This window comes from Aquitalea pelogenes (genome assembly GCF_001515305.1).
Lineage (GTDB): Bacteria > Pseudomonadota > Gammaproteobacteria > Burkholderiales > Chromobacteriaceae > Aquitalea > Aquitalea pelogenes.
Genome location: NZ_LNQV01000004.1, coordinates 80328 through 106530 on the forward strand (window position 1 = coordinate 80328; position 26203 = coordinate 106530).

23 protein-coding genes, 2 pseudogenes and 1 riboswitch are annotated in these 26203 nt (G+C 60.0%); of the genes and pseudogenes, 13 read left to right on the plus strand and 12 right to left on the minus strand.

Annotation, left to right across the window (positions count from 1 at the left end):
- Window positions 1–19 precede the first annotated feature (19 nt).
- The 4 genes and pseudogenes from tauC to tauA all read right to left on the minus strand — a co-directional run bounded on the left by tauC (window position 20) and on the right by tauA (window position 2686).
- Window positions 20–901 carry a taurine ABC transporter permease TauC gene (gene tauC / locus AWT75_RS02820; RefSeq protein ID WP_082695913.1) on the minus strand — a complete coding sequence of 294 codons (882 nt, stop codon included), beginning with the start codon at window positions 899–901 and terminating at the stop codon, window positions 20–22.
- Entirely contained in the window at window positions 898–1458 is a 561-nt protein-coding gene (locus AWT75_RS02825; RefSeq protein ID WP_420835414.1) for an ATP-binding cassette domain-containing protein, read from the minus strand. Before AWT75_RS02825 ends, tauC begins: the two co-directional genes overlap by 4 nt.
- Before the next feature lie 77 nt (window positions 1459–1535).
- Window positions 1536–1688: pseudogene (locus tag AWT75_RS23765) on the minus strand (ATP-binding cassette domain-containing protein); the annotation flags it as partial.
- A 2-nt stretch (window positions 1689–1690) separates the two neighbouring features.
- Complete coding sequence (gene tauA / locus AWT75_RS02830) at window positions 1691–2686, minus strand: taurine ABC transporter substrate-binding protein (protein ID WP_062787082.1); 996 nt, start codon at window positions 2684–2686, stop codon at window positions 1691–1693.
- An 811-nt stretch (window positions 2687–3497) separates the two neighbouring features.
- Here tauA and AWT75_RS23770 point away from each other — a divergent pair.
- Together AWT75_RS23770 and AWT75_RS23775 are read left to right on the plus strand one after the other, a co-directional pair.
- Window positions 3498–3761, plus strand: a pseudogene (locus AWT75_RS23770) (methyl-accepting chemotaxis protein); the annotation flags it as partial.
- A gap of 78 nt (window positions 3762–3839) precedes the next feature.
- On the plus strand, window positions 3840–4190 hold the full coding sequence (locus tag AWT75_RS23775) for a CZB domain-containing protein (protein WP_239689439.1): 351 nt from the start codon (window positions 3840–3842) through the stop codon (window positions 4188–4190).
- Window positions 4191–4236: 46 nt separating this feature from the next.
- Here AWT75_RS23775 and mmuM read toward each other — a convergent pair whose 3' ends face one another.
- A complete protein-coding gene (mmuM, locus tag AWT75_RS02840; protein ID WP_062787088.1) occupies window positions 4237–5193 on the minus strand; it encodes a homocysteine S-methyltransferase in 957 nt (318 codons plus the stop codon).
- A complete protein-coding gene (locus tag AWT75_RS02845) occupies window positions 5190–6077 on the minus strand; it encodes a LysR family transcriptional regulator (RefSeq protein ID WP_197077251.1) in 888 nt (295 codons plus the stop codon). The genes mmuM and AWT75_RS02845 overlap by 4 nt, the downstream gene beginning before the upstream one ends.
- Window positions 6078–6201: 124 nt before the next feature.
- On the opposite strand from AWT75_RS02845, the gene AWT75_RS02850 reads away from it, so the two are divergent.
- Window positions 6202–6843: an NAD(P)-dependent oxidoreductase gene (locus AWT75_RS02850; RefSeq protein ID WP_062787091.1), complete on the plus strand. Its 642-nt coding sequence runs from the start codon at window positions 6202–6204 to the stop codon at window positions 6841–6843.
- A gap of 146 nt (window positions 6844–6989) precedes the next feature.
- A riboswitch (glycine riboswitch) is annotated at window positions 6990–7077 on the plus strand.
- 394 nt (window positions 7078–7471) lie between these two features.
- Window positions 7472–8872, plus strand: a complete 1401-nt coding sequence (locus AWT75_RS02855) for an L-serine ammonia-lyase (protein ID WP_062787094.1) — start codon at window positions 7472–7474, stop codon at window positions 8870–8872.
- A gap of 80 nt (window positions 8873–8952) precedes the next feature.
- Here AWT75_RS02855 and AWT75_RS02860 read toward each other — a convergent pair whose 3' ends face one another.
- The gene (locus tag AWT75_RS02860; protein WP_052694302.1) at window positions 8953–10221 is read right to left on the minus strand and encodes an MFS transporter; all 1269 of its coding nucleotides are present in this window, start codon (window positions 10219–10221) and stop codon (window positions 8953–8955) included.
- 101 nt (window positions 10222–10322) lie between these two features.
- On the opposite strand from AWT75_RS02860, the gene AWT75_RS02865 reads away from it, so the two are divergent.
- The 5 genes from AWT75_RS02865 (at window position 10323) to AWT75_RS02885 (ending at window position 15888) form a co-directional block, all read left to right on the plus strand.
- Window positions 10323–11219 carry a LysR family transcriptional regulator gene (locus tag AWT75_RS02865; protein ID WP_062787097.1) on the plus strand — a complete coding sequence of 299 codons (897 nt, stop codon included), beginning with the start codon at window positions 10323–10325 and terminating at the stop codon, window positions 11217–11219.
- 324 nt (window positions 11220–11543) lie between these two features.
- Window positions 11544–12521 carry a helix-turn-helix transcriptional regulator gene (locus AWT75_RS02870; protein WP_062787101.1) on the plus strand — a complete coding sequence of 326 codons (978 nt, stop codon included), beginning with the start codon at window positions 11544–11546 and terminating at the stop codon, window positions 12519–12521.
- A 123-nt stretch (window positions 12522–12644) separates the two neighbouring features.
- The gene (locus AWT75_RS02875; protein WP_062787196.1) at window positions 12645–13520 is read left to right on the plus strand and encodes a transporter; all 876 of its coding nucleotides are present in this window, start codon (window positions 12645–12647) and stop codon (window positions 13518–13520) included.
- A 58-nt stretch (window positions 13521–13578) separates the two neighbouring features.
- Window positions 13579–14760: an MFS transporter gene (locus AWT75_RS02880; RefSeq protein ID WP_062787105.1), complete on the plus strand. Its 1182-nt coding sequence runs from the start codon at window positions 13579–13581 to the stop codon at window positions 14758–14760.
- 54 nt (window positions 14761–14814) lie between these two features.
- Window positions 14815–15888 (plus strand): class II histone deacetylase, encoded by a 1074-nt coding sequence (locus tag AWT75_RS02885; RefSeq protein ID WP_062787109.1) that lies wholly within the window; start codon window positions 14815–14817, stop codon window positions 15886–15888.
- 171 nt (window positions 15889–16059) lie between these two features.
- Here AWT75_RS02885 and AWT75_RS02890 read toward each other — a convergent pair whose 3' ends face one another.
- Window positions 16060–17316 carry a hypothetical protein gene (locus AWT75_RS02890; protein WP_153013221.1) on the minus strand — a complete coding sequence of 419 codons (1257 nt, stop codon included), beginning with the start codon at window positions 17314–17316 and terminating at the stop codon, window positions 16060–16062.
- 218 nt (window positions 17317–17534) lie between these two features.
- On the opposite strand from AWT75_RS02890, the gene AWT75_RS02895 reads away from it, so the two are divergent.
- On the plus strand, window positions 17535–19181 hold the full coding sequence (locus AWT75_RS02895) for a BBE domain-containing protein (RefSeq protein WP_082695914.1): 1647 nt from the start codon (window positions 17535–17537) through the stop codon (window positions 19179–19181).
- 259 nt (window positions 19182–19440) lie between these two features.
- Here the strand turns inward: AWT75_RS02895 and AWT75_RS02900 are convergent, their stop codons facing one another.
- Window positions 19441–19641, minus strand: a complete 201-nt coding sequence (locus AWT75_RS02900; protein ID WP_045848293.1) for a hypothetical protein — start codon at window positions 19639–19641, stop codon at window positions 19441–19443.
- A 12-nt stretch (window positions 19642–19653) separates the two neighbouring features.
- Here AWT75_RS02900 and AWT75_RS21185 point away from each other — a divergent pair, with 12 nt between their 5' ends.
- Window positions 19654–19941 carry a hypothetical protein gene (locus AWT75_RS21185; protein ID WP_153013222.1) on the plus strand — a complete coding sequence of 96 codons (288 nt, stop codon included), beginning with the start codon at window positions 19654–19656 and terminating at the stop codon, window positions 19939–19941.
- Window positions 19942–19952: 11 nt separating this feature from the next.
- Here the strand turns inward: AWT75_RS21185 and AWT75_RS02905 are convergent, their stop codons facing one another.
- A complete protein-coding gene (locus AWT75_RS02905; protein WP_045848294.1) occupies window positions 19953–20396 on the minus strand; it encodes a VOC family protein in 444 nt (147 codons plus the stop codon).
- Between the two features lie 128 nt (window positions 20397–20524).
- Window positions 20525–23353 (minus strand): excinuclease ABC subunit UvrA, encoded by a 2829-nt coding sequence (uvrA, locus tag AWT75_RS02910; RefSeq protein WP_062787120.1) that lies wholly within the window; start codon window positions 23351–23353, stop codon window positions 20525–20527.
- Between the two features lie 180 nt (window positions 23354–23533).
- Between uvrA and AWT75_RS02915 the strand changes: the two genes are divergently transcribed.
- Entirely contained in the window at window positions 23534–24898 is a 1365-nt protein-coding gene (locus AWT75_RS02915; RefSeq protein ID WP_062787122.1) for an MFS transporter, read from the plus strand.
- 90 nt (window positions 24899–24988) lie between these two features.
- Window positions 24989–25444, plus strand: coding sequence for a single-stranded DNA-binding protein (locus AWT75_RS02920; protein WP_045848297.1), 456 nt, complete (start codon window positions 24989–24991; stop codon window positions 25442–25444).
- A 262-nt stretch (window positions 25445–25706) separates the two neighbouring features.
- On the opposite strand, the gene AWT75_RS02925 is transcribed toward AWT75_RS02920, so the two are convergent.
- A complete protein-coding gene (locus tag AWT75_RS02925) occupies window positions 25707–25973 on the minus strand; it encodes a hypothetical protein (RefSeq protein ID WP_153013223.1) in 267 nt (88 codons plus the stop codon).
- Between the last annotated feature and the right edge of the window lie 230 nt (window positions 25974–26203).

Below are 26203 nucleotides of genomic sequence, written 5' to 3' on the forward strand. Positions count from 1 at the left end.
GGCAGCGACCATGAAATCTTCAATCCAGCTGGCCATGCCAGGGTGCCAGTCGCCGCTGCAACAGGCGCAAGCCCAGCTCCAGCGCAAAGGCAATCACCGCAATCACCGCGATGCCCAGAATCACCACATCGGTCACCAGGAACTGCGCTGCCGACTGCACCATGAAACCCAGCCCGCGGGTGGCCGCCACCAGTTCGGCCGCCACCAGGGTGGACCAGCCAGTACCCAGGCCGATGCGGATGCCGGTGAGGATTTCCGGCAAGGCCTCGGGCAGGATGACAAACCACAGCAACTGGCTGCGGCTGGCACCCAGCGTCTGCGCGGCACGCAGGCGGTTACGGCTGACCTGCGCCACGCCATGACTGGTGGCAATGATGACCGGTGCCAGTACCGCCAGGAAAATCAGCAGCACCTTGGACAATTCGCCAATGCCGAACCAGATGACAATCAGCGGCAGATAAGCCAGCGGCGGCACCGGGCGATAGGCTTCAATCAGCGGGTCCAGCAAGCCACGCGCCACCGGGCTGACGCCCATCAGCACACCCAGCGGGATGCCCAGCAACACCGCAGCCAGCAAGGCCAGCACGATGCGCTGCAGGCTGGCTGCCAGGTGCTGCCACAAGGTGGCATCCATGAAACCCTGGGTGCTGACGGTGATCAGCTTGGTCACCACCGCTTCGGGTGCCGGCAGAAACAGCGGCGGCACAATGCCGCTGTGCGACAGCCCCCACCAGCCGCCCAGCACTGCCAGCAGGCTGATCAGGCTGAGCCAGCCGCGACGGTATTGCCGCCAGCGGGAGCTACCAGCGCGCGGGCTGGTGGCCGGCAGTTCGTCCGGTACGGTTTTGCTGACGGCAACATCAGCCAGTTTTTGTTCCAGTGTCTGTTCCAGTGCATTCATGCGGCAATCTCCTCGGCCTGACGGCGATGGTCGAACAAGGTGGCCAGCAATTGCTCGCGCAGCGCGATGAAGGCCGGATCGGACTTGATGGCCCGCGCCGATTCACCGGCGCGGTAACGCTGGCTGAAGCCCGGGCGCAGGGTTTCCACAATGCGGCCCGGCCCAGGCGACATCAGCACCAGTTCAGTGGCAAGAAACAGCGCCTCTTCGATATCGTGGGTGATCAGGAAAATGCGTCGCCGCGCCTGCTGCCACACCTTGAGCAGCAGCTCCTGCATTTGCTCGCGGGTAAAGGCATCCAGTGCGCCGAAGGGTTCGTCCATCAGCAATACCTGCGAGTGGCTGGCCAGTGCGCGGGCAATCCCCACGCGCTGACGCTGGCCGCCGGACAGCTGCCAGCTGTAGCGACTGCCGGACTCCGGCAGGTCGACCAGGCGCAGCACCTCGTCGGCCCGCGCCAGCCGTTCGGCCTTGGCCACGCCTTGCAGACGCAAGCCAAACGCCACGTTGTCGCGCACGGAAAGCCAGGGCAGCAAGGCGTCGTGCTGAAACACCACGCGCGGTCCGCACCCGGCCCGGTCACCCGGGCTTCACCAAAGCGCACCTCGCCGCCATCCGGCTGGACAAATCCAGCAAACAGGTTCAGCAAGGTGGTCTTGCCGCAGCCGGACGGCCCCAGTGCCACGGTCAGGTCATCCGGACCGATATCCAGCGACACTTCGGACAAGGCGGGCCGGTCCTGACCGGGATAGCGCACGCTCACCTTGTTGGCGGAGAGGATGGCCATGATTATTTCGCTGCCTTCACAAATTGGTTGCTGACATAGGGGCTGTAATCAGCCTGCAGGCTGTCCACCTTGCCCTGCGATTTCAGGAAGGCTGCGGTATTGGCTACGGCCTGCACGAAAGGCTTTTGCAGCAGGGCAATCTGGTCCTTCTGGGTGAGGAAGCGGTTGCCCTGCAAGCCCAGCACCACGTCAGCCGGCGCAGCGCCGGTCAGACGGCTGATCTTGTCGATATTGTCCTTGTTGGCGATAAAGGCCTTGGGGTTGGCCACATAGCCGGCGATGGCATCCAGCGATACCTTGGCAAACTTGTTGACGAATTCCGGATGGGCATCGGCAAAGTCCTTGCGCACGATCCAGATATCGTAAGTCGGGGCACCCCACTTGGAGACCTGTGCCGAGCTGGTCAGCACCTTGCCGTTAGCCTTGATCTTGCCCAGTGCCGGGTCCCATACGTAGGCGGCATCAATGTCGCCACGCTGCCAGGCAGCAGTGATTTCGCTGGGGCGCAGGTTCAGCACATTCACCTTGCTGGCATCCACATTCCAGTGCTTGAGCGAGGCCAGCAGGCTGTAGTGGGTGGTGGACACATAAGGTACGGCCACTTTCTTGCCGATCAGGTCCTGCGGCTTGGCAATCTTGCTGCCATTGCGCACCACCAGTGCCTCGGCGTCACCGATTTCATCGGCCACCAGGAAAGTGACAATGGGCAGACCACGGCTGGCGGCAGCGGCCAGCGGACTGGAGCCCAGGTTGCCGATCACCACGTCGCCCGAGGCCACGGCAGCAATCACTTCCGAACCGCTTTCAAATTTGCGCCAGTTGATCTGGGTGCCGGTGGCCTTTTCATAAGTACCGTCAGCTTGCGGAATCTTGGTAGGGTCGATGCCGGTCTGGTAGGCGATGGTGACTGCATCACCGGCATGGGCAAGGCTGCCGAACAGGGCAAGGGAAGCGGCGATCAGGGAGAGGCGAACCGTCTTGGTCTTGGCTTGTGTCATGGTGTTTTCCGTTATTGGTGGGTTTGTTTGCTGGACACCAATCTAGCAAGCAGCCCGAGGAAAACTAAGCAAGAAAAAACGGTTTACTTAGCAAAAAAATGCAATAGGAAAACACTGACAGTAATCACAAAAACAGCTGAAAACCCAGCGAGCCGGCCAAAACCGAACAATCGGCTTGATGTGGAGCAAACAGGGGACAAAGTTTGTCCCGCGGCTATTTAAACCAGAGCGCAGAGAAAATACCATGCAGTTAAAAGCTGGCTTTTCAATTAACAAGGCCCAGGCACTTGTCAGTGCAAATACTTCCCCGCGACATGCCGAAGCGCAGTAAAGTCATTAAAAATCAAAACAACAGCTTCAATCAAAGAGAACAACCCAACGGTAGCCGGAGACTTTAATGTTTGGTGCAGCAAAGAACAGACGTATCCAGGAATTAGAGCAACAAGTCGCACAGCTGGAACAGGAAGCACGCCTCAATCAAACCCGCCTGCAGGAAAGTGAACAAGCCCGTCAGCAAGCCGAGCAGCAGCTGTCCAAATTGCAACTGACCAGCCAGCGCAATGACAGCTATATCGAACCCTTTGGTGATTTTTGCAGCAGCCTCGCCAGCATCCGCACCTCGTTTGCCGACCTCGCCACCCTGATGGAAAGCAATTTTGGTGCCGCCGCCGATGCGGTCACCACCCTGCACGGCACCCGTGGCGCAGTGGACACCCTGGCACACAGCTTTGATGAGATTGCCCAGGCACAGCAGAAAACCGCTGAATCCATGGACTCACTCAACAGCAAGACCGGGCAGATCCGCCAGTTCGTGCAGCTGATCAAGGACGTGGCCGACCAGACCAATCTGCTGGCATTGAACGCCGCCATCGAAGCCGCCCGTGCCGGTGAACAAGGCCGCGGCTTTGCCGTGGTGGCCGACGAAGTGCGCAAGCTGGCCGAGCGCACGGCCAATGCCACCAATGAAATTTCCAGCCTGGTGGGCGATGTGGAAAGCGCCTCGCACAGCACCAAGCAACAAGTGACCGAAGCGGCCGCACAGGTAGCGGGTTACCGTGAAACCGGCATTGAAACCGCCAATGCCATCCGCAGCATGGTGGATGTCAGCGAACAGATGGCACGGGTAATTGCCCAGGGCACCAACACCAGCTTCATGGAAGTGGTGAAGCTGGATCACATCGTGTTCAAGCTGGATATCTACAAGGCCTTCATCGGCTATCACGACCTGCATGCCGACAAGGTGTCGTCCCACCAGCATTGCCGTCTGGGCAAGTGGTATTACGAAGGCCGCGGCGCACAGGAATGCAAGGGCAACAGCAACTACACCCAGCTGGAAGCGCCGCACGCCAATGTGCACAACTTCGGCAAGGAAGCGCTCAACGCCTTCCACGCCCACGAGTTTGCCAAGGCACAGCAGGCACTGCGCCGCATGGAAGATGCGTCCAGCCAGGTGATGGATATCCTCACCGACATGGAAAACCAGCCCTGTACCCGCAAGATCTGAATCACTTTGTCAGCTGCCTGAAGCCGGTCATTGACCGGCTTTTTGTTTAACCGTCATTGGCGACAAAGCTGGCACGCAAGGCGGCAATATGCGCGGGGCCGGTACGGCAGCAGCCACCAATCAGCCGCGCCCCGGCAGCACGCCAGCGCTGCGCCAGTGCAACAAAACCCGCCACACTGGCGCTACCCTGCCAGCAGTGCCGTTCCGTATCCCAGTGCTCGCCGGAGTTGGGGTAGGCGAGCAAGGGCCTGGAAGTTACGCTGGCCGCTTGCGCCAACAGTGCCTCCAGCAGCAATGGATCGGTACAGTTCACCCCCAGTGCCACCACTTGCGGTACGGCGTCCAGCATGGCCATGCAGTCGGCCAGCCGCTCGCCCTGCCATACATGTTCTGCATCACGGCAACTGAAGCTGATCCAGGCGGGCGTGGCGGGAAATTCCTGCTGCAGCAAGCGCGCCAGCGCTTCGGCCTCCTGCAGACAGGGAATGGTTTCGCAGGCCAGCAAGTCGGCACCACTGGCGGCCAGCACAGCCAGCCGTGGACGGTGAAAGTCCATCAGCTGCGCCACGCTCAGGCCATAATCCCCCCGGTATTCCGAACCATCCGCCAGCATGGCCCCGTAAGGCCCGACCGACGCTGCCACCAGCGGCGCTGTCGCCTCTTCTGGCTGGCCGGCCATGAAGCGTTGGCGCGCCTGCAAGGCCAGATTCACCGACAGCTGCATCAGCCGGGCCGCTTGCAGCCGGTCCAGCCCACGCCGGGCAAAGCCCTCAAAACTCGCCTGGTAGCTGGAGGTGGTGATGATGTCGGCCCCGGCCTGCAGATAGTCCAGATGCAGCCGGGCGATAGCCTGTGGCGCTTCCAGCAATACGCGTGCCGACCACAGCGGGTCGGCCAGATCAAAACCGCGCGCCTCCAGCTCGGTGGCCAGCGCACCGTCCAGCAACAGGCAATCGCGTTGCGCCAGCCTGTCCTGCAGCACCGTCAGGCCCGCCCTGCTCATGTCGCCGCTCCCGGTTTTTGCTGCATGCGCTGGCGCAAGGCTTCGATGGCATAGCGCACTTTAGCCGGCTGGGCATCGCGCCGTGGCGTCACCACGAAGATCCCCAGGGCAGGCAAGCGCCATTGCGGCAACACGCGCAGCAAGCGCCCATCGGCCAGTTCCTGCCGCACTTCGGGCTCCGGCTGTATCGACAGGCCCATGCCGGCCAGCACAAACTGCCGCGCCGCCAGAATGTTATTGCTGCTCACCCGCCGCTCCACCATTGGCCGCTCTACCTCGCCAGCTGCATTTTCCATGGTCAGCCAGGTGTGACTGCGCTCATGGTCCAGCATCACCCATTGGTGCTGTTCCAGTTGCTGGGGCGTGGTGATAGCCGGATGACGCGCGAGATAAGACGGTGCCGCGCACAACACGCTCTCCCAGTCCGCCAGATGGCGCGCCACCAGCGAGGAATCCTTCAGATCCCCGGCACGCAAGGCAAGGTCGATGCGGTGCTGTACCAGATCGATCATTTCGTCATGAAAGAACAGCTTCAGGCTCAGGCGCGGATGAGCCGCCAGCAAGGGGGCCAGCGCCTCGGTGAGCATGGGCCCGGCAAAGCCGGTGGGTGCGGACAGGCGCAATTCGCCCACCGGGGCGTCACGCATTTCGTTCAGGCGCTGCTCGGCCAGGCGCGCAGCGGCCAGCATGTCGGCACAGCCCTGATAAAACAGGCTGCCGGCTTCGGTCAGGGTCAGGCTGCGCGTGGTCCGGTGCAGCAAGGACACGCCATGTTCCGACTCCAGCTTGCTGATGTGCTGGCTGACTGCTGATGGCGTCATGCCCAGCGCACGTGCCGCCGCCACCATCGAGCCTTGCTCCACCACGGTGGCAAACACTGCCATACGGCGCAAGATATCCATATTATTAAGTTTGGCTAAGTTATTAATGCCAGTATCAGCTGATTATCAGCAGGACGGCAAGTCATTACACTGCGATTAATTCACTATCCACTCAAAGGAATGCAAAATGAAAATCGCTCTGATTGGTGCCACCGGCTTTGTCGGCTCTGCCGTACTGCAAGAACTGCTGGCCCGCCAGCATCAGGTTTCCGCCATTGTCAGCCGCCCGGAACGCCTGCCCGCCCACCCGCAACTGACAGCCGTCAAGGCCGATGCCTACGATGCCGCCGCCATTGCCCAGGCCGTTGCCGGACACGATATGGTGATCAGCACCTTCAATCCCGGCTGGGACAAGGCCGACATCCGTGCCCTCTTCCTCAAGGGTCATGCCGCCATTGTGGCCGGCGTGAAACAGACAGGGGTGAAACGTTTTCTGGAAGTGGGCGGTGCCGGCAGCCTGTACGTGGCACCGGGCGTGCAACTGATCGACACCCCGCACTTCCCCGCCGAATACAAGGAAGGTGCCGAAGGCGCCCGCCAGGCACTGGCAGACTTGCAACAGGAAACCGTGCTGGACTGGGTATTCCTGTCGCCACCGGCCCTGCTGGCTCCGGGCGAGCGCAGCGGTCAGTACCGCCTGGGTGGCGATGCACTGCTGATGGATGGTGAAGCCCCCGCCGGCATCAGCGTGGCCGACCTTGCCGTAGCCATTGCCGACGAGGTGGAAACGCCGCGCCACAGCCGCCAGCGCTTTACCGTCGCACACTGATTTTCCCGCGTACCCGCCTTGGCCGCCTTGCTCCTGCAGGCGGCTTTTTTCATTGGCCCCCGCATGCTGCAACCGCACATCAAAACCCGCACCAATATTGGCGTTGACAGCCATTCCCGGCTTATCTACAGTGCCAGCCAGCCGTAATGGATGGCGCAGGAGAGATCACCCCGGAGGTGACGCCGAAGGGGTATCGCCCCAGAAACTCTCAGGCAAAAGAACTGCACCATCATCTGGCTCTCTGGAGAGAAGACCCGGGCCTGTTTGCTGCCCTGCGGTCTCGCCGAAGGAAGGTCGCCTGCCGACCACAATCTCTCAGGCAAAAGGACAGAGGGGGCGAAGACTGCGCCATGCCTGCGCGCAGGCTGTCCGGCTAAATTCAAGGGGCAAGCCCCGGCCGTCAGCCACCGCCCGGCACCAGCAGACCCGCGCCCGCTCGCCAACCCCCACCCGGTTACCGGACTTGACGCTTCACGACGCCTGATGGCCGGAAGCAGAACAGTCAGCCTGCACAAAGCATGACACGCTGACACACGACACACGGGCCTGCATCCGCAACCAGGCAGTCCCCCACCCGCAACACCGGCGGCCTGCACGGCAGGCTGCCTGCATCAGACAAGAGAGCATCATGGCAATCAGTGTTTTTGACCTGTTCAAGATTGGTATCGGCCCGTCCAGCTCCCACACGGTTGGCCCGATGCGTGCCGCGCGCCAGTTTGTCGCCCGGCTGGAAAAAGACGGCCTGCTGACGGCCACCCGCCGCGTACGCAGCGAGATGTATGGCTCGCTGGGAGCCACCGGCAAGGGCCACGGCTCGGATACCGCCGTGCTGCTGGGCCTGGCGGGCGAACTGCCCGACATGGTGGATACCGACGCCGTGCCGGACATCCTGGCCACCATCCGCCGGGAAAAACAGTTGAAGCTGCTGGGCGAGCACGCCATAGCCTTCAACGAGCCGGACGACCTGATCCTGCACAAGCGCAAAACCCTGCCCTACCACCCCAACGGCATGATTTTTGAAGCCTTCGACGCAGACGGCAACAGCCTGTCCAAGCGCGCCTACTATTCGGTGGGCGGTGGCTTTGTGGTGGATGAAGCCGCCATCGAGGCCGGTTTTACTCCGCCGGGCGTCACCGAGCTCAAACACCAGTTCAATACCGCCGCCGAGCTGCTGGCACTGTGCAAGGAACAAGGCAAGAGCATCAGCCAGATCATGCTGGAAAACGAACTGGCCTGGCGCAGCGAGGAAGAAGTACGCCGTGACCTGCTCACCATCTGGGGCGTGATGCAAGCTTGTGTCAAACGCGGCTGCCAGCGCGAAGGCACCCTGCCCGGTGGCATGAAGGTAAAACGCCGCGCCGCCGACATGTACCAGAAGCTGCTGGCTGCGCCGGAAGCCGCGCTGCGCGACCCGCTGACGGTGATGGACTGGGTGAATCTGTATGCGCTGGCGGTGAATGAAGAAAACGCCGCCGGTGGCCGCGTGGTCACTGCCCCCACCAATGGTGCCGCCGGCATCATCCCGGCGGTAATGCATTACTACGCCCGCTTTGTACCGGGCGCCAGCGAAGACGGCATCGTGCGCTACCTGCTGACCGCCGGTGCCATCGGCATCCTGTTCAAGCTCAATGCCTCCATCTCCGGTGCCGAAGTAGGCTGCCAGGGTGAAGTGGGCTCGGCCTGCTCCATGGCGGCCGGTGCGCTGGCCGAGGTGATGGGCGGCACGCCGGAACAAGTGGAAAATGCGGCGGAAATCGGCATGGAACACAATCTGGGCCTGACCTGCGACCCGGTGGGCGGCCTGGTGCAAGTGCCGTGCATCGAGCGCAACGCCATGGCCTCGGTCAAGGCCATCAATGCCGCGCGCATGGCCTTGCGTGGCGATGGTCAGCACTGCGTGTCGCTGGACCGCGTGATCAAGACCATGCGTGACACCGGCCGCGACATGAGCACCAAGTACAAGGAAACCGCCCGTGGCGGTCTGGCCATCAATGTGATTGAAGTACCGGTCAACGTGGTGGAGTGCTAAGTACCTGCTCTGTTTTAGTGCAGCAAAACAAAACGCCGTGGCCACTGTCCACGCGTTTTCATTTTTAATAGTCAGACAACTTACACCGCCAGCGGCTCCAGCTTGCGCAGCCGCAAGGCAATCAGCAGCAGGGCCAGCAAGCCCAGCGCAATCATCGCCGCTACACCATTCCATTTGCCCATGCCCCACAGCAGGCCGGAGAAGGAACCCACCACACTGGAACCCAGATAATAGGCGGTGAGGTAAAACGCCGAGGCCAGCGCCTTGCCGCGTTGCGCACGACGGCCAATCCAACTGCTGGCCACCGAATGGCCACCAAAGAAGCCGAAGGTAAACAAGGCAATGCCCGGCACCATCAGCCACAGCGAATCTGCCAGCGTGCACACCAGCCCGGCGGCCATCAGCACCACCATCAGCCACAGCATGTTGCGGCGGCCAAAGCGGTCGGCCATGCGCCCTACCCAAGCCGAGGCCCAGATACCCACCATGTACAGCGAGAACACAAAACCCAGCACGCTGTGGCTCAGGTTGAACGGTGCGGCCAGCAAGCGGAAACCCAGGTAGTTGTACAGGCTGACAAAGCAGCCCATGAACAGGAAGGCGGACAGGAACAACCAGGGCAGGCCGCCGTCGGCAAAATGGCTGCCCACATCGCGCCGCAGCTCGGCCAGGTTCAGCGGCACCGGCTTGAAGTGGCGCGAATCCGGCAGGCTGCGCCAGAACTCGATGGCACCGGCAATCCCCAGCACCGCCAGTGACAGTACTGCGGCACGCCAGCCAAAGTGGTCGGCAATCACCGCGGCCAGAAAGCGCCCGCTCATGCCACCCAGCGCATTACCGGCGATATACAAGCCGATGGAATGGCCCAGTGACAAGGGCTCCACTTCTTCGCTCAGATAGGCCATGGCCACGGCAGGCAAGCCCGCCAGCACCACACCGAAAATGGCACGCAGGTAGAGAAACTGCTGAAAGCCGGGCGCAAAAGCCGCCAGCAACATCAGCAGTGCAGCCAGGCTCAGTGCGATATTCATCACCGGCTTGCGCCCCACCTTGTCCGCCAGAAAGCTGGCAGGAATCAGCGCCAGCGCAAGGCCGGTAGTGGGCACCGACAGCACACTGCTGGCGGCAGCCGGGCTCAGGGCGAAGTCTTGCGCAAACATCGGCATCAGCGGCTGCATGCTGTACAGCATGGAAAAGGTGCAAAAGCCGCCGACAAACATGGCACGTGCAGTGGCACGAAAGGCGGGCGAACCGGCTTGCAGGCGGGCGCTGGGGGAAATGGTGTTCTCCTGTGAGGCAGCAGGGCCTGCATGTAGCGTAGCAGCACAGGAAGCAGAATCGGGAGGCATGATGAAACCGGTAGCAGTGATACAGGATTCGAGCTTAGTCCTTGACAAAACAGCAGTCCAATATATCTTTATTCAATTATTAATACTTTAAAAGTATCAATATGGAACTGCGCCACCTGCGTTACTTCGTCACCGTTGCCGAAGAGCTGCACTTCACCCGCGCTGCCGAGCGCCTGCACATCGCCCAGCCGCCCTTGTCCCAGCAAATCCAGGCACTGGAAGCCGAGCTGGGCGTGGCCTTGTTTCTGCGGGAAAAGCGCAAGGTGGAACTCACCGCCGCCGGTCAGCAATTTCTGCAACGCGCCAGGCGCATTCTGGCCGATACCGAAGAGGCCGCCGAACAGGCCAGACGCGCCGCGCGCGGTGAGGTGGGCGAGCTGCGCATCGGCTTTACCTCCTCCCTGCCGCTTACCCCCATCCTGCCCGCCGCGCTGCATGCCTATCGCCAGCACTACCCGGCAGTACGGCTGACCTTGCGCGAAATGTTCACCACCGACCAGTTTTCCGCCTTGCAGCAGCAGGATATCGATGTCGGCTTCGTGCGTTTCAACGGCCTGTCTCCGGCAGACTGGATAGTGGTACAGGAGCTGCGGCGCGACCCGTTGCTGGTGGTGATCAACAGCAACCACCCGCTGGCAGGTGAGCCCAGCCTGTCGCTGGGGCAATTGCGCGACGAAGGCATGATCAGCTATCCGCGCAGTGCCGGTACCGGCCTGCATACGGTCATCCGCCAGCTGTGCGAGGCCAGGGGCTTCGAGCCGCGCATCACCCAGGAAGCGGGCGAGGCCACCACCCAGGTGGGGCTGGTGGCGGCCGGCCTTGGCATCGCCATCCTGCCCTCGCCGCTGAACTGTGTGCAGCTGCCGGGCGTGCGCTATATCCCGCTGACCGACGAGGGCGCGTATCTGGCCATGGGCATTGCCACCCGCGAGGGCGACAGCTCGCCGCTGGTGGCCGGCTTTATTACCCACTTGTGGGACGAAATCCCGGCCAACTGATCCCCGGCTGTCGATTTGTTGCATTTTGTCTATCCAGAATTGGCAAAAATGGCGGATTTTTCATGGCAAGCGCCCGGATTTTCCGCCGACGCTAGCCCATCCCTCATTTGCAGGATGGTCAGCGCCTGATAGCTGCATGACACTGGCTCCACAATAAGAGCGACTGACAAAAACCCTGCCGCTGCGTTGCTCCGCCTTGCCGTACTGCCTGTACTGCCTGCGTCGGCGCGCCTTGCCACAGGGACGCTTTGCCATTTTGTCAGCCGCCCTGCAGGACAGACGGCAGGCCACGCAGCCACCGCACGCCATACAGAGGAGAACAACATGCAGCAGCCATCAGACCATCAGCCCGATCTGGCCATGTTCAGCGCCATCTTGCTGGAGATTTATCGCCTGGCGCGCGAGGAGTCGCTGGAGCGCTTTCACCACACCGTGCTGGAGTGCCTGCGCCCGCAACTGCACTTCGACAAGGCCTGGTGGGGCCGCGCCGCCCAGGCGGCGGATGGCCCGCATGAGCACAGTTCCTTTCTGTTTGGCCTGCCGGACCACTACATCGACGACTGGAAATCCATCCGCCAGCACGATGTCACCGTGACGCGCGTGCATGCCCGGCCAGGCCTGGCCGTGGTGGTGGACATGCAGGGCGACGATGCACCGCCGCAACTGCAATGGCTGGGCCAGCGCCACGACATTGGTGAATTGCTGTGCGTGATTCACATCGACCCGGTCACCCAGCTGAGCGACCATCTGGCGCTGTACCGTCGCCACGGCGCACCACGCTTTACTGCCGCCGACTGCCTGTTGCTGTCCTGCCTGATGCCGCACCTGGCCTCCAGCGTAGCCGTCAACCAGATCCGCACCCTGCAGGCGCTGCGCGAAACCATGAGTGGGCCGCGGCTGGCCATGGCAGTGTGCGACCAGCACGGCACCCTGCACTGTGCCGAGCCCGGCTTTGTCGACCTGCTGCTGACCGAGTGGCCACACTGGACTGGCCCGGCCTTGCCCGCCGGCCTGTCACCGCAAGGACATGACGGTGACAGGCTCAATATCGAGGCGCGCCGCATCAGCGACCTCTACCTGCTGACCGCGCGCTACCGCTGCGCGATGGAGCAGCTTTCCAGCCGCGAAACCGATGTCGCCCGCCTGTTCGGCGAAGGACTCACCTACAAGGACATCGCACGCAGGCTGGGCATGTCGCCGCATACCGTACGCCATCACATTCGCGCCATCTACGCCAAGCTGGGCATCAAGGGCAAGGCAGGCATCGCCCATCTCTTGCACCAGCAAGCGCCATTCGGCTGATCTTTCCAGCCTGCTGATTCCACCCCTACGTCCCTGAAGCTACCGAAGCTGCCATGGTCCGCCATGGCGGGCAGGGACAGCTGCGTCCAGGTTTTTTCGCCCACCCATCCAAAGGAACAAACCATGACCCCGTTTCGCCCTGTTTTGACCGTACTGACAGCCAGCCTGCTGCTGATCAGCCTGCCCGGCCATGCCGCCGATACCAATGCCCGCGACTTTTTCAGCGCACCGGTCGGCACCTCGCTGGGCGTGCTCTACCTGCCCGTCACCTGGGCCGACAGCTTTCACTCCGCCAGCGGCAAGGACCAGCAGGCCCGGCTGAACGTGGAGGCCCTGGCCTGGCGCCAGCTATGGTTTTCCGATCTCTGCGGCACCCTGTGCACGCCGCAGTTCATCATCCCGGCCGCTCACATCAAAGCCACCCTGCCCGGCAGCCAGACCAGCCAGCAGGACAGTGGCATCGGCGACCCGCAAGTGGGCGGCACATTGTTCTTCATCAACCAGCCGGACAAGCGCGAGTACAGCGGCCTGCTGACCCTGATCACCCTGCCGGCAGGCAGCTACGATGCCAGGCACCCGGATGTTTCCGCCGGAGCAAACCGCTGGGGTGCCACCTTTCTCTACAACTACACCCACGGTGTAGGCAAAAACTGGGTGCTGGAAGCCTCGCTGGAAGCCCAGTTCTACGGCAACAACGACAACTATCTCGGCAACAGCCTGAAACAGCAGCCCTTGTACCGGCTGCAGGCCTTTGCTTCCTATGACTTCACGCCGGATACCTACGGCGCGCTACGGCTGTACCACACCCGTGGCGGGGCCTTGCGCCTGAATGGACAGACGCTGTCCGACACCCGGCAGAACAGCACCCAGCTGGGCGTCGAACTGGGCCACTGGCTCAGCAAGCAAGACCAGCTGATGCTGATGCTGGCGCGCAATGTCCACACCACCAACAGCTTTGACAGCAGCCAGGCCATGTTGCGTCTGGTACATGTTTTCTGAGTTGACCAAGCCGACAAGAACATCCGCCCGACGGATCACCCGCTACAGAGGAAAAACCATGAACACGCTATCCAGCGCCAAGCCCGCCTCACCAGCACACCATGCGCGTCCGGCCATGGCCGCCATTGTCGGTTTTGCCGCCATCGTCCCTGCCGTGCTGATGATGGCCCCCGCCGTCGCCAGCCAGTTGGCCAGCCAGCTGCAACTGGGGCCGGTGGATATCGGCAAGCTGTTCTCCGCCGAACTGGGTGCCATGAGCCTGGCCACCCTGCCGGCATTTTTCTGGCTGCCGCGCGTCAACTGGCGCAACGCCGCCTGGCTGGCGGTGCTGGTATTCATCGCAGCCAACCTGCTATCGGCTACTACCGTCAGCTATCCGCTGCTGCTGGGCCTGCGTTTTGTCAGTGCACTGGCCGGAGGCTCGCTGATGATTCTGTGCCTGTCCGCTGCCGCCACCCTGCCCAACCGCGACCGCGTTTATGGCTTGTGGGTGATGGGCCAGCTGGCCTTGGGGGCCGTAGGGCTGGTGGCGATGCCATCCTTGTTTGCCCGCTTCGGCATTGCCGCCTGTTATGTGGGGCTGGCCTTGCTGATGGCACTGTGTGCACCGCTGGCACGCTGTTTTCCCCAGCGCCTGCAGGAAGTCACGCCAGCGAGCACTGTGTCCATCTCCAGCCCACGCCGGGGGCGTGCTGCACTAGGCATCATCGCCACACTGGCGTTTTACATCAGCCTGAGCGGGGTATGGACCTTTGTCGGCCAGATCGCGGTGCAATCCGGCATTGAGCCGCAGCAAAGCGGCAATATCTTCGCCATTGCCACCTTGCTGGGCGTGGCAGGTGCCGGCAGCGCCTCGCTGATTGGCCGTCGCCTGCCACGCTCCCGACTGCTGCTGGCCGGCTTTGCCATGATGATGGCAGCCATGCTGCTGTTGCTGCATAAGCCGGCACTGGCGCGCTTTGCCACCGCAGCACTGCTGTTCAAGTTCAGCTGGACCTTCATCCTGCCCTTCATCCTGGCCACGCTGGCCGACATCGACCACAGCGGCAAGCTGATGAATGCCACCAATCTGGTCATCGGTGGCGGCCTGGCCATCGGCCCCGCGCTGGCCGGTCAGCTGATCGCCGCCAATGGCGGCAGCCTGCATGTCTTGCTACTGCTGGCCACCCTGGTAGCCGCCCTGTCGCTGACCTTGTTGCTGGCACTGCAAGCCCCCCGCTCCATTCCTGCCCACGCCTGAAACCCAAGGAGAAGCCATGACATCCGCTACCGCCTTTTTTTTGATGAACTGTGCATGTGGCACAGCGCCGGCCTGCATGCACTGACACTGCCGGTGGGAGGCTGGGTGCAGCCGCCAGCCGCCGCCGGCCATGCCGAATCGCCGGAAACCAAGCGCCGTTTGAAAAACCTGCTGGATGTGGCCGGCATCAGCCGTCAGCTGCGCCAATGCACTGCCGGGCCAGCCAGCCGTGAAGACCTGCTGCGGGTACATGGCGCAGCCTATCTGGATGAATTCAACCGCATCAGCGACGCCGGCGGCGGCGAACTCGGCCCACAAGCACCGGTCGGGCCGGGCAGCTACAACATTGCCTGCCTGTCTGCCGGCCTTGCCATCGCCGCGGTGGATGCGGTGTGGCGCGGCGAGGTGGCCAATGCCTATGTGCTGACCCGCCCGCCGGGCCACCACTGCCTGCCGGATGCCGCCATGGGCTTTTGCTTCCTGTCCAATATTGCCGTTGCCATCGAAGCGGCCAAGGCGCGCTACGGCATAGAACGGGTGGCGGTGCTGGACTGGGACGTGCACCACGGCAACGGCACCCAGGCTATCTACTACCAGCGCCCGGACGTCCTCACCATGTCGATTCATCAGGATGGCTGCTTCCCGCCGGGCTACAACGGCAGCGAAGACCGGGGTGAAGGGGCCGGGCTGGGAGCCAATATCAATATCCCGCTGTTACCGGGCAGTGGTCACGATGCCTATCTGTACGCCATGCAGCGTATCGTGCTGCCTGCGCTGGAGCGCTATCAGCCGCAGCTGATCATTGTCGCCTGCGGTTATGACGCCAATGCGGTGGACCCGCTGGCGCGCATGCTGGCCCACAGTGACACCTTCCGCCAGATGACCAGCCTGCTACGCAGCTTTGCCGGGCAGCACTGCGCCGGCAAGCTGGTGCTGATGCACGAAGGCGGCTACTCCGAAGCCTATGTGCCATTCTGCGGCCTCGCCACCATCGAAGCCCTGTCGGGCCTTGGCAGCGAAGTAGTCGACCCGCTGCTGGACTTCATCAAGCAGCAGCAGCCCTGCGCGGCCATGCTGCAATTGCAGCACCGCTTGCTGGATGAGATGGCCAGCCTGCACGGGCTGTAACAGGCGGAAATGACCATGCACAAGGCCCGCCAATGGCGGGCCTTGTGCATGGCGATGGATGACGCCCTACATGACTAAATCAGCAGCAATCCAGGGGCACAACAGGAAAAGGACGTATCCGTTGTACTGCGGCAAGGCTCGTCATGGACTGCCCCATGTCCCGGCACCGGTTCAAGCATTGGAATGGGTCTTGTCACGGCGCTGCCGGGCTGCAAGCGCTGCTGGGTCAGACGGGGTCAGCAAGGCCGGGCTGCTATTCAGCGTGAAAGGCACTTTGGCATCCAGATAGCGGGCAAAACGCATGGCGCTGGTGGCAAACACCGCATACACCAATGTTTCATCGTTGTCGGCTGCAATTCCGCTGGGATAGCAGTGATGCTCCTGATCGCAGCGCCACTGCAAGGGGAGGTCCTGCTCATGTGCATCCTCATAATGCGTGAACAAGGCAGTAATGCGCTGCCTGTTAGCATCAATTTCCAGGCTGGTCTTGCTCGCATCAACAGGGATGAGTGGCAAATCTGCCTTGCCACCGAAAGCATGATTAAGCATTTCCTGACTCAGGTGAATCACCCGCTTGGCCTTGATGGCAAAAATCACCGGTAATTGGTGATTGGGCAGGCAGGGCACCGTTGCCAGGCTGCGTTCGTCGCCCTTGTTGTCGCAACGCTTGCTACGCGTCGCCATCTGCTGCAAGAAGCGACGATAGTCACTGCCCGGTACCAGTTCATAAATGGACGGATCCACGGCCAATAGTGCCTGTATATGGTGGCTAGCCATATTGGCTCCACCACTCAGAAACTGCGCTGCATTTTCCAGCTTGATGCCACCAGACTGATCCTGCTGATACAGAAACAGAATGGCTGGTGGCATGTCGGGACTTAACCAAGCGTCCAGGGCATCGGGCTTGTCCGGCATAACGACAGTTCCTGAACTGCCTTTTTTGCTGTAGCTGCGCCGAATGACATAGGAGTCAGAATGGTAGCCCTGTAACAGCTGGCCATCATCCAGCCTGACCCCGCCCTCAAGCGGACGAACCGACTCCAGCTCGCCATCCTCATTGAGTTTGGCATACACAAATGGCAGTTCACCCACATCAATATTTACCACACCTCCATTATCAAACAGCATTGAAATAAACGGAATTGCCTGATCGGCATCCGTATATTGACCACTTCCGGAATGACGAAACGAATCCAGAAAGCCAGTCAGATTGGCACTGGCACAGCCGGCCAGCATTGAGGCGATCACAACAATGGATGCAAAGTCTTTTAATCTCACGAAACACTCCTTGAACATATTAAATAATACAAATGCGTATTCCGATAGAGAATATCCAGTGCAATACGTTCCATTGAGTGCAATTTCCACAACCACGCCGATACCATTCAATTCATTTTCACATGTCATCACATATTGAATATCAGTCACAGTCGCACTGATTTACCGGCAATTTCGGCCTCTAATATAGGCACATGCATTTACATGACATACGCCGAAGATACTGAACTAAAGTACAGTTAATAAGAAAAATCCAATATAACTCATTGCTAATTCAATGCAATGACTCAACAATTCATACCGCAGGGCAAGAAAATTCTCAGCAATGAGCCGCCTTGCTGTTTGATTAATAACTGATTGGATTCATCATGAACAAGATTGAAAGCAACAATAAAACATACGTAGCCCTTCAAAAGGGTTTTAATTTGCGCTGGCCGATTACCAGCGAAGATGGTGCCCAGCGCATTTATATCTGCAGTACGCCGGAAGAAGTGCAAACCGCTGCCAATGAAGCCCTGAGTCAAGGCTTCCGCATTACTGTACGCAGTGGCGGCCATTGCTATGAGGGTTTTGTTTCCAACCGTCTGGATACTGCAGAAAAACTTGCCATCATTGACGTTGGCGAAATGAAAGGCATGGATCATGATGCCGCAGGCAAGGTCAAATCACCTTATGACAAGGATGGCCATGGCTATCAGTTCCGAATTGCTACCGGCAATCAAAACTGGGATGGATACATTTCACTATACAGACAAGCAGGAAAAACCATTCCCGGTGGTTCTTGCTACTCGGTTGGTGTGGGTGGCCACGTCAGTGGTGGTGGCTATGGCCTGCTATCCCGCCTGCATGGCTTGACGGTAGACTGGGTCAGCGGTGTGGATATCCTGGTGGCCGCAGCCGATGGTAAAAGCTTGCAATTCAAGCATGTGCGCGCCGATAGCGCGGACGAAACCGACCGCATGCTGTTTACTGCCTGCTGCGGTGCCGGCGGCAACAACTTTGGCATCATCATCAATTATTACTACGCAGAACTGCCTGACGCTCCACAACAAGCTTACTGGTATCCGCTTAAATATGACTGGAAATGGTTCCAGGCGCACCCGGAAAATTTCACCAAACTGCTGCAGGCTTATTGGCAATGGTTTCATGACAATGATGCCAATTCCAATAATCCGGACCCGGCAATTGGCAATGGCGGCCTGTTTACGCTGTTCAAACTGAATCATATCAAGAGTGATGACAATATTGTCCTTGCCATCCAGTACACTGGTATTGACGGTCTGGTTGGTGGCGAGCGAGACAAGCCACTGAATGACTTCATCCAGAAGATGAATGATGCAGCAGGCAAACCCGGTGTGGTTCATGATGCCTTCCTGCTTCCCAATATCAACCCGTTGGGACGCCGCGATGCCGGCATGACGCTCAGCATGGCAGACCCGCTCATGGCGATGGACTGGATTTATGTTACCCAAAGCATCAATGGTTCTGGTAATAATCAGCGTGGCAAATACAAATCTGAATATCAGATTGAAAACTTCAGCGATGAGGTATGCAAAGCGCTGTTTGAAAACCTGACCAATCCTGACGACACGGCAATGACGCAATCCTTGGTGCAGATTGACTCTTATGGCGGCAAGATCAATGCCAACGGCACTGGGCATACGGCAGTTCCCCAGCGTCAATCCATCCTCAAGGCACAGTATCAGACCTACTGGACTGACCCGAAAGAGGATGACGTGCAAGTAGCCTGGATTCGCCGCATTTACAATGCCGTGCATGCCTCGACGGGTAATCGCCCGCTATTGCCTGCATACCAGGGTTGCTATATCAATTATCCTGATGTGGACATGAAATATGTCCAGGATGGCTCAACCCAGATTGATCCCAACTGGCTGCATCTTTACTACCAGGATGAGGCATTGATTGACCGGCTGATTGCGCTGAAGAACAAGGTTGACCCGCACAATCTGTTCCGTCATGAAATGTCCATTCCATTGCAACGCCCTACCCGCTAACGGGCATGGTTTTGCCATCTGAAACAGGCTGAGCCTGTTCAACGCTGGCCCGCAATTTTGCGGGCCTTTTTGCTTGGCAAGTGCAAGGCTGTACTGCCTCCATTCGCCATACAACAAGCAGCAAACCAGCCCGAACAGCCCAGGACATGCTGTCGACTTGATCAATTGCCGCAGAGCATTCATCCACAGTATTGAAACGAACAAGGCCCGCCAATGGCGGGCCTTGTCACGTCACCGGTTCAAACCCGGTGTGGCAGCTTTACTGCTGTTGTCCGGCGGGCTGCGGCATGCTGCTGCCCTGCTCCGGTGCTGCATCAGGCAGATTGCCTTGTGGTGCCGAAGCCTCTGGCTGCTCTGTCTGTGTCTGCGGCGCGGGCGTGGCGGCAAACACCAGATTGATCAATCCCAGGCTGGCCGGGGGCAGGGAAAGCATGGCCACAACAAGCAATTTCTTATGCATGAGCTTCTTTCAATGTGGTTGGAAGACAAGCCTGTTTTTGCAAACACCATGCCAGCCATGCATTGTCATTTAAAAACAATGACTTGTATTGAAAATCACCCGCCAAAACCATGCCGGTTGTCGGCAATGAGCGACAAGCATGGCAACAATCCACCCAAGCCATTGAAATGGCAGCACTTTTTGGGTCGTTTATTGACGACACCCAGGCAGCACCTGAGCTACCTTCCTGATTTGACAGCATTTTTCAGCACGGCAGGCATGAAAAAACCCGCCGTAGCGGGTTGGTTGCCAATGCGGTAGCACGCAGCCGGTCAGGCCGGTTTGCTGGCCAGCTTGAGCTTGCCAGCAAGCCAGGTATGGTCGTAGCTGACGATCTCGAATGGGTTGCCGAACGGGTCGACAAAACTGATGGAACAGAAAAACTGGTGATCCACCACCGAGTCGCGGGCCACAGTCTGACCGGCGCGGTCGATCACCCGCTCGCCAGCCAACTGGTCTATCCACTCCAGGAAATCCTGCCCGCTTACCAGAAAGGCCACCGAGCCCGGCTCACAAACCGGCTTGTCTTCCTGGGAAATGGCCAGACGCACCGAACCATTGCTGTTCATCAGCATCACGACGCCGTGCGGCCCGCTCTGCATGTGCTTGTAGCGGGTGTCCGGTGCCAGGTTCAGTACACGCTGGTACCAGCCCTGCGCCTTTGCCAGATCGGTGACACGGATATGGATATGGTCAATCTTGCCAAGCGATAGCATTGCATCCTCATCGGGTGTGGGTGAAGCGCCAGCCAGTGGCGCGTGCTCATTCTACGGTGTTTGCCGCAGCCGGCAAAAATGGCATTGGCTGCCCGCCGCGGCTTGGTACTGCGCTGCGCGTGCCGCGCTCAGGTGCGCGGTTGCAGAAGGGGCTTGAGATAACGCCCGGTATGGCTGACCGGATTATCCGCCACCTGTTCCGGCGTGCCGGTGGCAATGATCTGACCACCACCCGCACCGCCTTCCGGACCGAGGTCGATCAGCCAGTCGGCGGTCTTGATCACGTCCAGATTGTGCTCGATCACCACCACGGTGTTGCCGTTTTCACGCAGGCGATGCAGCACTTGCAGCAGCAGGTCGATATCGTGGAAATGCAGGCCGGTGGTGGGTTCATCCAGAATATACAAAGTGCGGCCGGTGTCACGCTTGGACAGTTCCAGCCCCAGCTTCACCCGCTGCGCTTCGCCACCGGACAGCGTGGTGGCACTCTGCCCGAGGCGGATATAACCCAGGCCCACGTCCATCAGCGTCTTGAGCTTGCGGGCCACTGCCGGTACCACGCTGAAGAACTCCAGCGCCTGTTCCACCGTCATGTCCAGCACTTCGTAAACGTTTTTGCCCTTGTACTGCACTTCCAGCGTTTCACGGTTGTAGCGCTTGCCGTGGCACACGTCGCACGGCACGTAGATGTCCGGCAGGAAGTGCATCTCCACCTTGATCACCCCGTCGCCCTGGCAGGCTTCGCAGCGGCCGCCCTTGACGTTGAAGCTGAAGCGGCCCGGCCCGTAGCCACGTTCACGCGACAGCGGCACCCCGGCAAACAGTTCACGGATAGGGGTGAACAGGCCGGTATAGGTGGCCGGGTTGGAACGCGGGGTGCGGCCGATCGGGCTCTGGTCGACATTGATCACCTTGTCCAGCAGCTCCAGCCCTTCAATGCTGTCGTACGGTGCCGGTTCTTCGCTGGCGCCGTTCAGGTCGCGCGCGGCAATCTTGTACAGGGTGTCGTTGATCAGGGTGGACTTGCCGGAACCGGACACGCCGGTAATGCAGGCCAGCATGCCCAGCGGCAGTTCCAGCGACACATTCTTCAGGTTATTGCCGGTGGCACCATGCAGCTTCAGCACCCGTTCCGGGTTGACCTCACGGCGCTCACCCGGCCAGTTGATGCGGCGGCGGCCGGACAGGAAGGCACCAGTCACCGAATTTTCATTGGCTGCCACATCAGCCGGCGTACCGGCCACCAGCACCTCACCACCGTGTTCGCCAGCGCCGGGCCCCATGTCCACCAGGTAATCGGCAGCGCGGATGGCGTCTTCGTCGTGCTCCACCACAATCACGCTGTTGCCGATGTCGCGCAGGCGCATCAGTGTGGCCAGCAGGCGGTCGTTATCGCGCTGGTGCAGGCCGATGGACGGCTCGTCCAGCACATACATCACCCCGGTCAGGCCGGAACCGATCTGGCTGGCCAGGCGGATACGCTGTGCCTCGCCACCAGACAGGGTATCGGCGGAACGTGACAGGTTGAGGTAATCCAGCCCCACATTATTGAGGAAGGACACCCGCTCGCTGATTTCCTTGACGATCTTCTCCGCCACCGCCTGCTTCTGACCGCTGAATTCCAGCTGGGCAAAGAAGGCTGCGGTTTCTTTCAGCGGCAGCTGGTTAAGCTGGTGCAGCGTCTGGCCGCCAATGAACACGTGGCGTGCCTCCAGCCGCAGACGCGAGCCCTGGCAGTGCGGGCAGGGCTGGTTGTTCTGGTACTTGGCCAGTTCCTCGCGCACCGCACTAGAGTCGGTTTCGCGGTAGCGACGTTCCAGATTGGGGATGATGCCCTCAAACGGATGGGCGCGGGTAAAGCGGGTGCCCTTCTCCGACATGTAGACAAATTCGATGCTGTCGCGCCCGGAACCGTGCAGTACCACATGGCGCACTTTTTCCGGCAGGTCTTCAAACGCCAGCTCGGTGGGCGAAAAGCCGTAATGCTCGCCCAGCGCCAGCAGCATCTGGAAGTAAAACTGGTTGCGCTTGTCCCAGCCCTTGATGGCACCGGCGGCAAGGGTCAGCTCCGGGTGGGCCACCACGCGCTTGGGGTCGAAGAAGGTGATTTCGCCCAGGCCATCGCACTTGGGGCAGGCACCCATGGGGTTGTTGAAGGAGAACAGGCGCGGTTCCAGTTCCGGCAGACTGTAGCTGCACACCGGGCAGGCAAACTTGGCCGAGAACCAGTGTTCCTGGCCGCTATCCATCTCCACCGCAATGGCGCGGCCTTCGGCATGGCGCAAGGCGGTTTCAAAGCTTTCCGCCAGGCGTTGCTTCATGTCCTCGCGCACTTTCAGGCGGTCGATCACCACCTCGATGGTGTGCTTCTTGTTCTTGTCCAGCTTGGGCAGGCTGTCGATTTCGTAGACTTCGCCATCCACCCGCACGCGGATGAAGCCCTGGGCGCGCAGGTCGTCGAACAGGTCGAGGTTTTCACCCTTGCGACCAACAATCACCGGGGCCAGGATCATCACCCGGGTTTCTTCCGGCAGCGCCAGTACATGGTCCACCATCTGGCTGACCGTTTGCGATGCCAGCGGCACGCCGTGTTCCGGGCAGTGCGGCTCGCCCACGCGGGCAAACAAGAGGCGCAGGTAGTCGTGGATTTCCGTGACAGTACCCACGGTGGAGCGCGGGTTGTGACTGGTGGCTTTTTGTTCAATGGAAATGGCCGGCGACAGGCCTTCGATCAAGTCGACATCCGGCTTTTCCATCAATTGCAGAAACTGCCGCGCATAGGCCGACAGACTCTCTACATAGCGGCGCTGGCCCTCGGCATACAGGGTGTCAAAAGCCAGAGAGGACTTGCCGGAACCGGACAGGCCGGTGATGACGATCAACTGGTTGCGCGGCAAATCCAGATTGACGTTTTTCAGATTGTGCGTCCGAGCGCCACGAATGCGGATGGTGTCCATGTGTGAGAGCGTTACTCAGTCGGTCGGGGAACCTGATAATATACCCGACTTGGCGACCGCCGCTCCACCAAAGTATGCGCTGCAGCAAAAAAGGCGGCGCATGACAATGGCCCGCAAGGTAAACCGCTGGCCGTTGGCGGCGTTGATAGCCTGACTCCTGAATCGATAACGACAACACACATGAATTCGCTTGAACTGCGCGCCAGCCTAGGGCTGGCTGGTATTTACGCCCTGCGCATGCTGGGCATGTTCCTGATCCTGCCGGTGTTTGCCATTTACGCGCAAACCCTGCACGGGGCCGACAACCACACCCTGATTGGCCTGGCACTGGGCAGCTACGGCCTCACCCAGGCGCTGCTGCAACTGCCGCTGGGCATGCTGTCCGACCGCATCGGCCGCAAGAAGGTGATCTACGGCGGACTGCTGCTGTTTGCCATCGGCAGCTTCGTGGCCGCCGGCGCGCACGATATCGTCACCCTCACCATCGGCCGCGTGATCCAGGGTTCCGGTGCCATCTCCGCCGCCATCACCGCCCTCTTGGCCGACCTCACCCGCGAAGAGAACCGCACCCGCGCCATGGCCATGATAGGCATGAGCATCGGCACCACCTTTGCCGTCAGCCTGGTGCTGGGGCCGGTGCTGGCGCAGTACATCGGCGTCAACGGCATTTTCGCGCTCACCGGCGCGCTGTCGCTGGCCGCGCTGGTGGGGGTGTGGCTGATCATCCCCGACCCGGCCATCTCGCGCTTTCACTCGGATACCGAAGCCAATACCAAACGCCTGCCGGCGGTACTGAAAAACCCGCAACTGCTGCGCCTGAACTACGGCATTTTCGCGCTGCATGCCGCGCAAATGGCCATGTTCGTCACCATTCCGTTTGCCCTGATCAAGACCGCAGGCCTGGACAAGGCCCACCACTGGGAGGTGTACCTGCCGGTTACCGTCATCGGCTTCATCCTAATGGTGCCCGCCATCATCTACGGCGAGAAAAAAGCCCGGCTCAAGCAGGTATTCATCGGTGCCATCGCCATCATGACTGCCGCCCAGCTGGGCATGGCACTGGCGCTGGACAGCTTCTGGCAGATCGTGATGTGGCTGGGCCTGTATTTCATCGCCTTCAATATCCTGGAAGCCACCCTGCCCTCGCTGATTTCAAAAATTGCCCCGGCCGATGCCAAAGGGACGGCCATCGGTGTGTATAATACGGCCCAGTCTTTTGGCTTGTTCATGGGTGCTGCCGCTGGCGGCTGGCTGTACACCCATTACGGCCCGGCCGGTGTGTTCGGCTTTACCAGCGTGCTGATGGCCAGCTGGCTGCTGGCATCCTTCAGCATGCAGGCACCACAGGCAGTGCGCTCGGTGATGTTCCACATTGGCGAGGACTGGCAAGGCAACCCGCAACAGCTATCACAGCAGCTATCGGCCCTGAGTGGAGTTAGCGAAGCGGTGGTGGTGATGGAAGACCGGGTGGCCTACCTCAAGGTCTCCCAGCAAGGCTGGGACGAAAACACCGTGAAACAACTGGTTGAAGCCACTTATTCCTGACGGTGCGGCCATTGCCAGGACGCACCTCACCCTGCAATCATGCGTCGGCCAAGACCGGCGCAGCATTATCGAATCGAATCGGAGATCCACATGAACAGCATCACTTTTGACGGACGCCTGGCGGCAGACGCCGAACTGCGCTACACCCCGAGCGGCGAACCGGTGCTGAGCTTCCGCGTGGCCAGCGACATCGGCTTTGGCGAGCGCAAGACCACCAACTGGTTTAGCTGCCAGGTATGGGGCAAGCGCGGCGAATCGCTGAAAAACTTCCTGAGCAAGGGCCAGCAAGTGACCGTGTACGGCCAGCTTACCCTGCGCGAATGGCAGAACAAGGAAGGCCAGAAACAACTGTCGCCGGATGTGCGCGTGAACGAACTGAGCCTGCAAGGCGGCAAGCGCGAAGGCGGCTCGTCCATGGACGACAACTACGCCTACGGCGAACCGGCTGCCCAGTCCCGCCCGGCAGCCGCACCGGCCGCCCCGCGCCGCATGGAAGCCAAACCGGCACCGAAGCTGGACGATATGGACGACGACATTCCATTCTGACCAGAAGCATATATGAGTTGAACAAAGAGCCCGCTCCCTGATGGAGGCGGGCTCTTTGATTTTTGTTTACACCAAACGAGTGTCCAATACATTACGGAAACTTCTCTCAACCACAAGTAGACCCCTGCTGATACGCAACACAAGACTGAGCAGCATCCTCAACACCTCCACAGCACCATCCAGAAACCGACTGGGCAAAATCTGGCTGCGTCAACAATGACGAACCACAGCACGTACTGCAATCGATAACGTGTGATGCAGACTATTTTCCTGATTTCAACAGCAAGTGATTAAGCTTAGCTGCTTGCATAAAACTACCCCGCGCCTCTTTGAACCCTTCCTTGTATAGACGTATCCCCCCACAAGCCAAGAACACAAGATAGATATAAGCATCAGATCGACTGGTGTGAGCAATCATAGCCAGCTCGTGCACAGCATCATCACCAGCAGTAATACTTGTGTTGTACCCGGTCACAGCAACCAACACAAAATCGAATAACCAGGTCAGAAAAAACTTCTCGCCCAACACGAACATTCACTGTTAGTACTTTTTGTACACTCACAAATTCATTAACGGCCATTACTTCATCAGTCGCGAATTGTCCCAAGCATTTACACCAGTCATTTTAAGTAGACGGTGCTAAATAGCCGGATTCCCCAAAGCAGGCTTGCCTCACACTCTAGATATAAAACCAATCCATTTTCTACATAAAATGATGATCTGTATTTAAGTTAGACACTTCTCCCGTCAAAACTCAA

Bases quoted from the DNA above. Each gene is read 5' to 3' on its own strand.
- tauC (WP_082695913.1), bottom strand. From the start codon at position 901: ATGAATGCACTGGAACAGACACTGGAACAAAAACTGGCTGATGTTGCC.
- tauA (WP_062787082.1), bottom strand. From the start codon at position 2,686: ATGACACAAGCCAAGACCAAGACGGTTCGCCTCTCCCTGATCGCCGCT.
- AWT75_RS23775 (WP_239689439.1), top strand. From the start codon at position 3,840: ATGGAAGTGGTGAAGCTGGATCACATCGTGTTCAAGCTGGATATCTAC.
- mmuM (WP_062787088.1), bottom strand. From the start codon at position 5,193: ATGAGCAGGGCGGGCCTGACGGTGCTGCAGGACAGGCTGGCGCAACGC.
- AWT75_RS02845 (WP_197077251.1), bottom strand. From the start codon at position 6,077: ATGGCAGTGTTTGCCACCGTGGTGGAGCAAGGCTCGATGGTGGCGGCG.
- AWT75_RS02850 (WP_062787091.1), top strand. From the start codon at position 6,202: ATGAAAATCGCTCTGATTGGTGCCACCGGCTTTGTCGGCTCTGCCGTA.
- AWT75_RS02855 (WP_062787094.1), top strand. From the start codon at position 7,472: ATGGCAATCAGTGTTTTTGACCTGTTCAAGATTGGTATCGGCCCGTCC.
- AWT75_RS02860 (WP_052694302.1), bottom strand. From the start codon at position 10,221: ATGCCTCCCGATTCTGCTTCCTGTGCTGCTACGCTACATGCAGGCCCT.
- AWT75_RS02865 (WP_062787097.1), top strand. From the start codon at position 10,323: ATGGAACTGCGCCACCTGCGTTACTTCGTCACCGTTGCCGAAGAGCTG.
- AWT75_RS02870 (WP_062787101.1), top strand. From the start codon at position 11,544: ATGCAGCAGCCATCAGACCATCAGCCCGATCTGGCCATGTTCAGCGCC.
- AWT75_RS02875 (WP_062787196.1), top strand. From the start codon at position 12,645: ATGACCCCGTTTCGCCCTGTTTTGACCGTACTGACAGCCAGCCTGCTG.
- AWT75_RS02880 (WP_062787105.1), top strand. From the start codon at position 13,579: ATGAACACGCTATCCAGCGCCAAGCCCGCCTCACCAGCACACCATGCG.
- AWT75_RS02885 (WP_062787109.1), top strand. From the start codon at position 14,815: ATGTGGCACAGCGCCGGCCTGCATGCACTGACACTGCCGGTGGGAGGC.
- AWT75_RS02895 (WP_082695914.1), top strand. From the start codon at position 17,535: ATGAACAAGATTGAAAGCAACAATAAAACATACGTAGCCCTTCAAAAG.
- AWT75_RS02900 (WP_045848293.1), bottom strand. From the start codon at position 19,641: ATGCATAAGAAATTGCTTGTTGTGGCCATGCTTTCCCTGCCCCCGGCC.
- AWT75_RS21185 (WP_153013222.1), top strand. From the start codon at position 19,654: ATGTGGTTGGAAGACAAGCCTGTTTTTGCAAACACCATGCCAGCCATG.
- AWT75_RS02905 (WP_045848294.1), bottom strand. From the start codon at position 20,396: ATGCTATCGCTTGGCAAGATTGACCATATCCATATCCGTGTCACCGAT.
- uvrA (WP_062787120.1), bottom strand. From the start codon at position 23,353: ATGGACACCATCCGCATTCGTGGCGCTCGGACGCACAATCTGAAAAAC.
- AWT75_RS02915 (WP_062787122.1), top strand. From the start codon at position 23,534: ATGAATTCGCTTGAACTGCGCGCCAGCCTAGGGCTGGCTGGTATTTAC.
- AWT75_RS02920 (WP_045848297.1), top strand. From the start codon at position 24,989: ATGAACAGCATCACTTTTGACGGACGCCTGGCGGCAGACGCCGAACTG.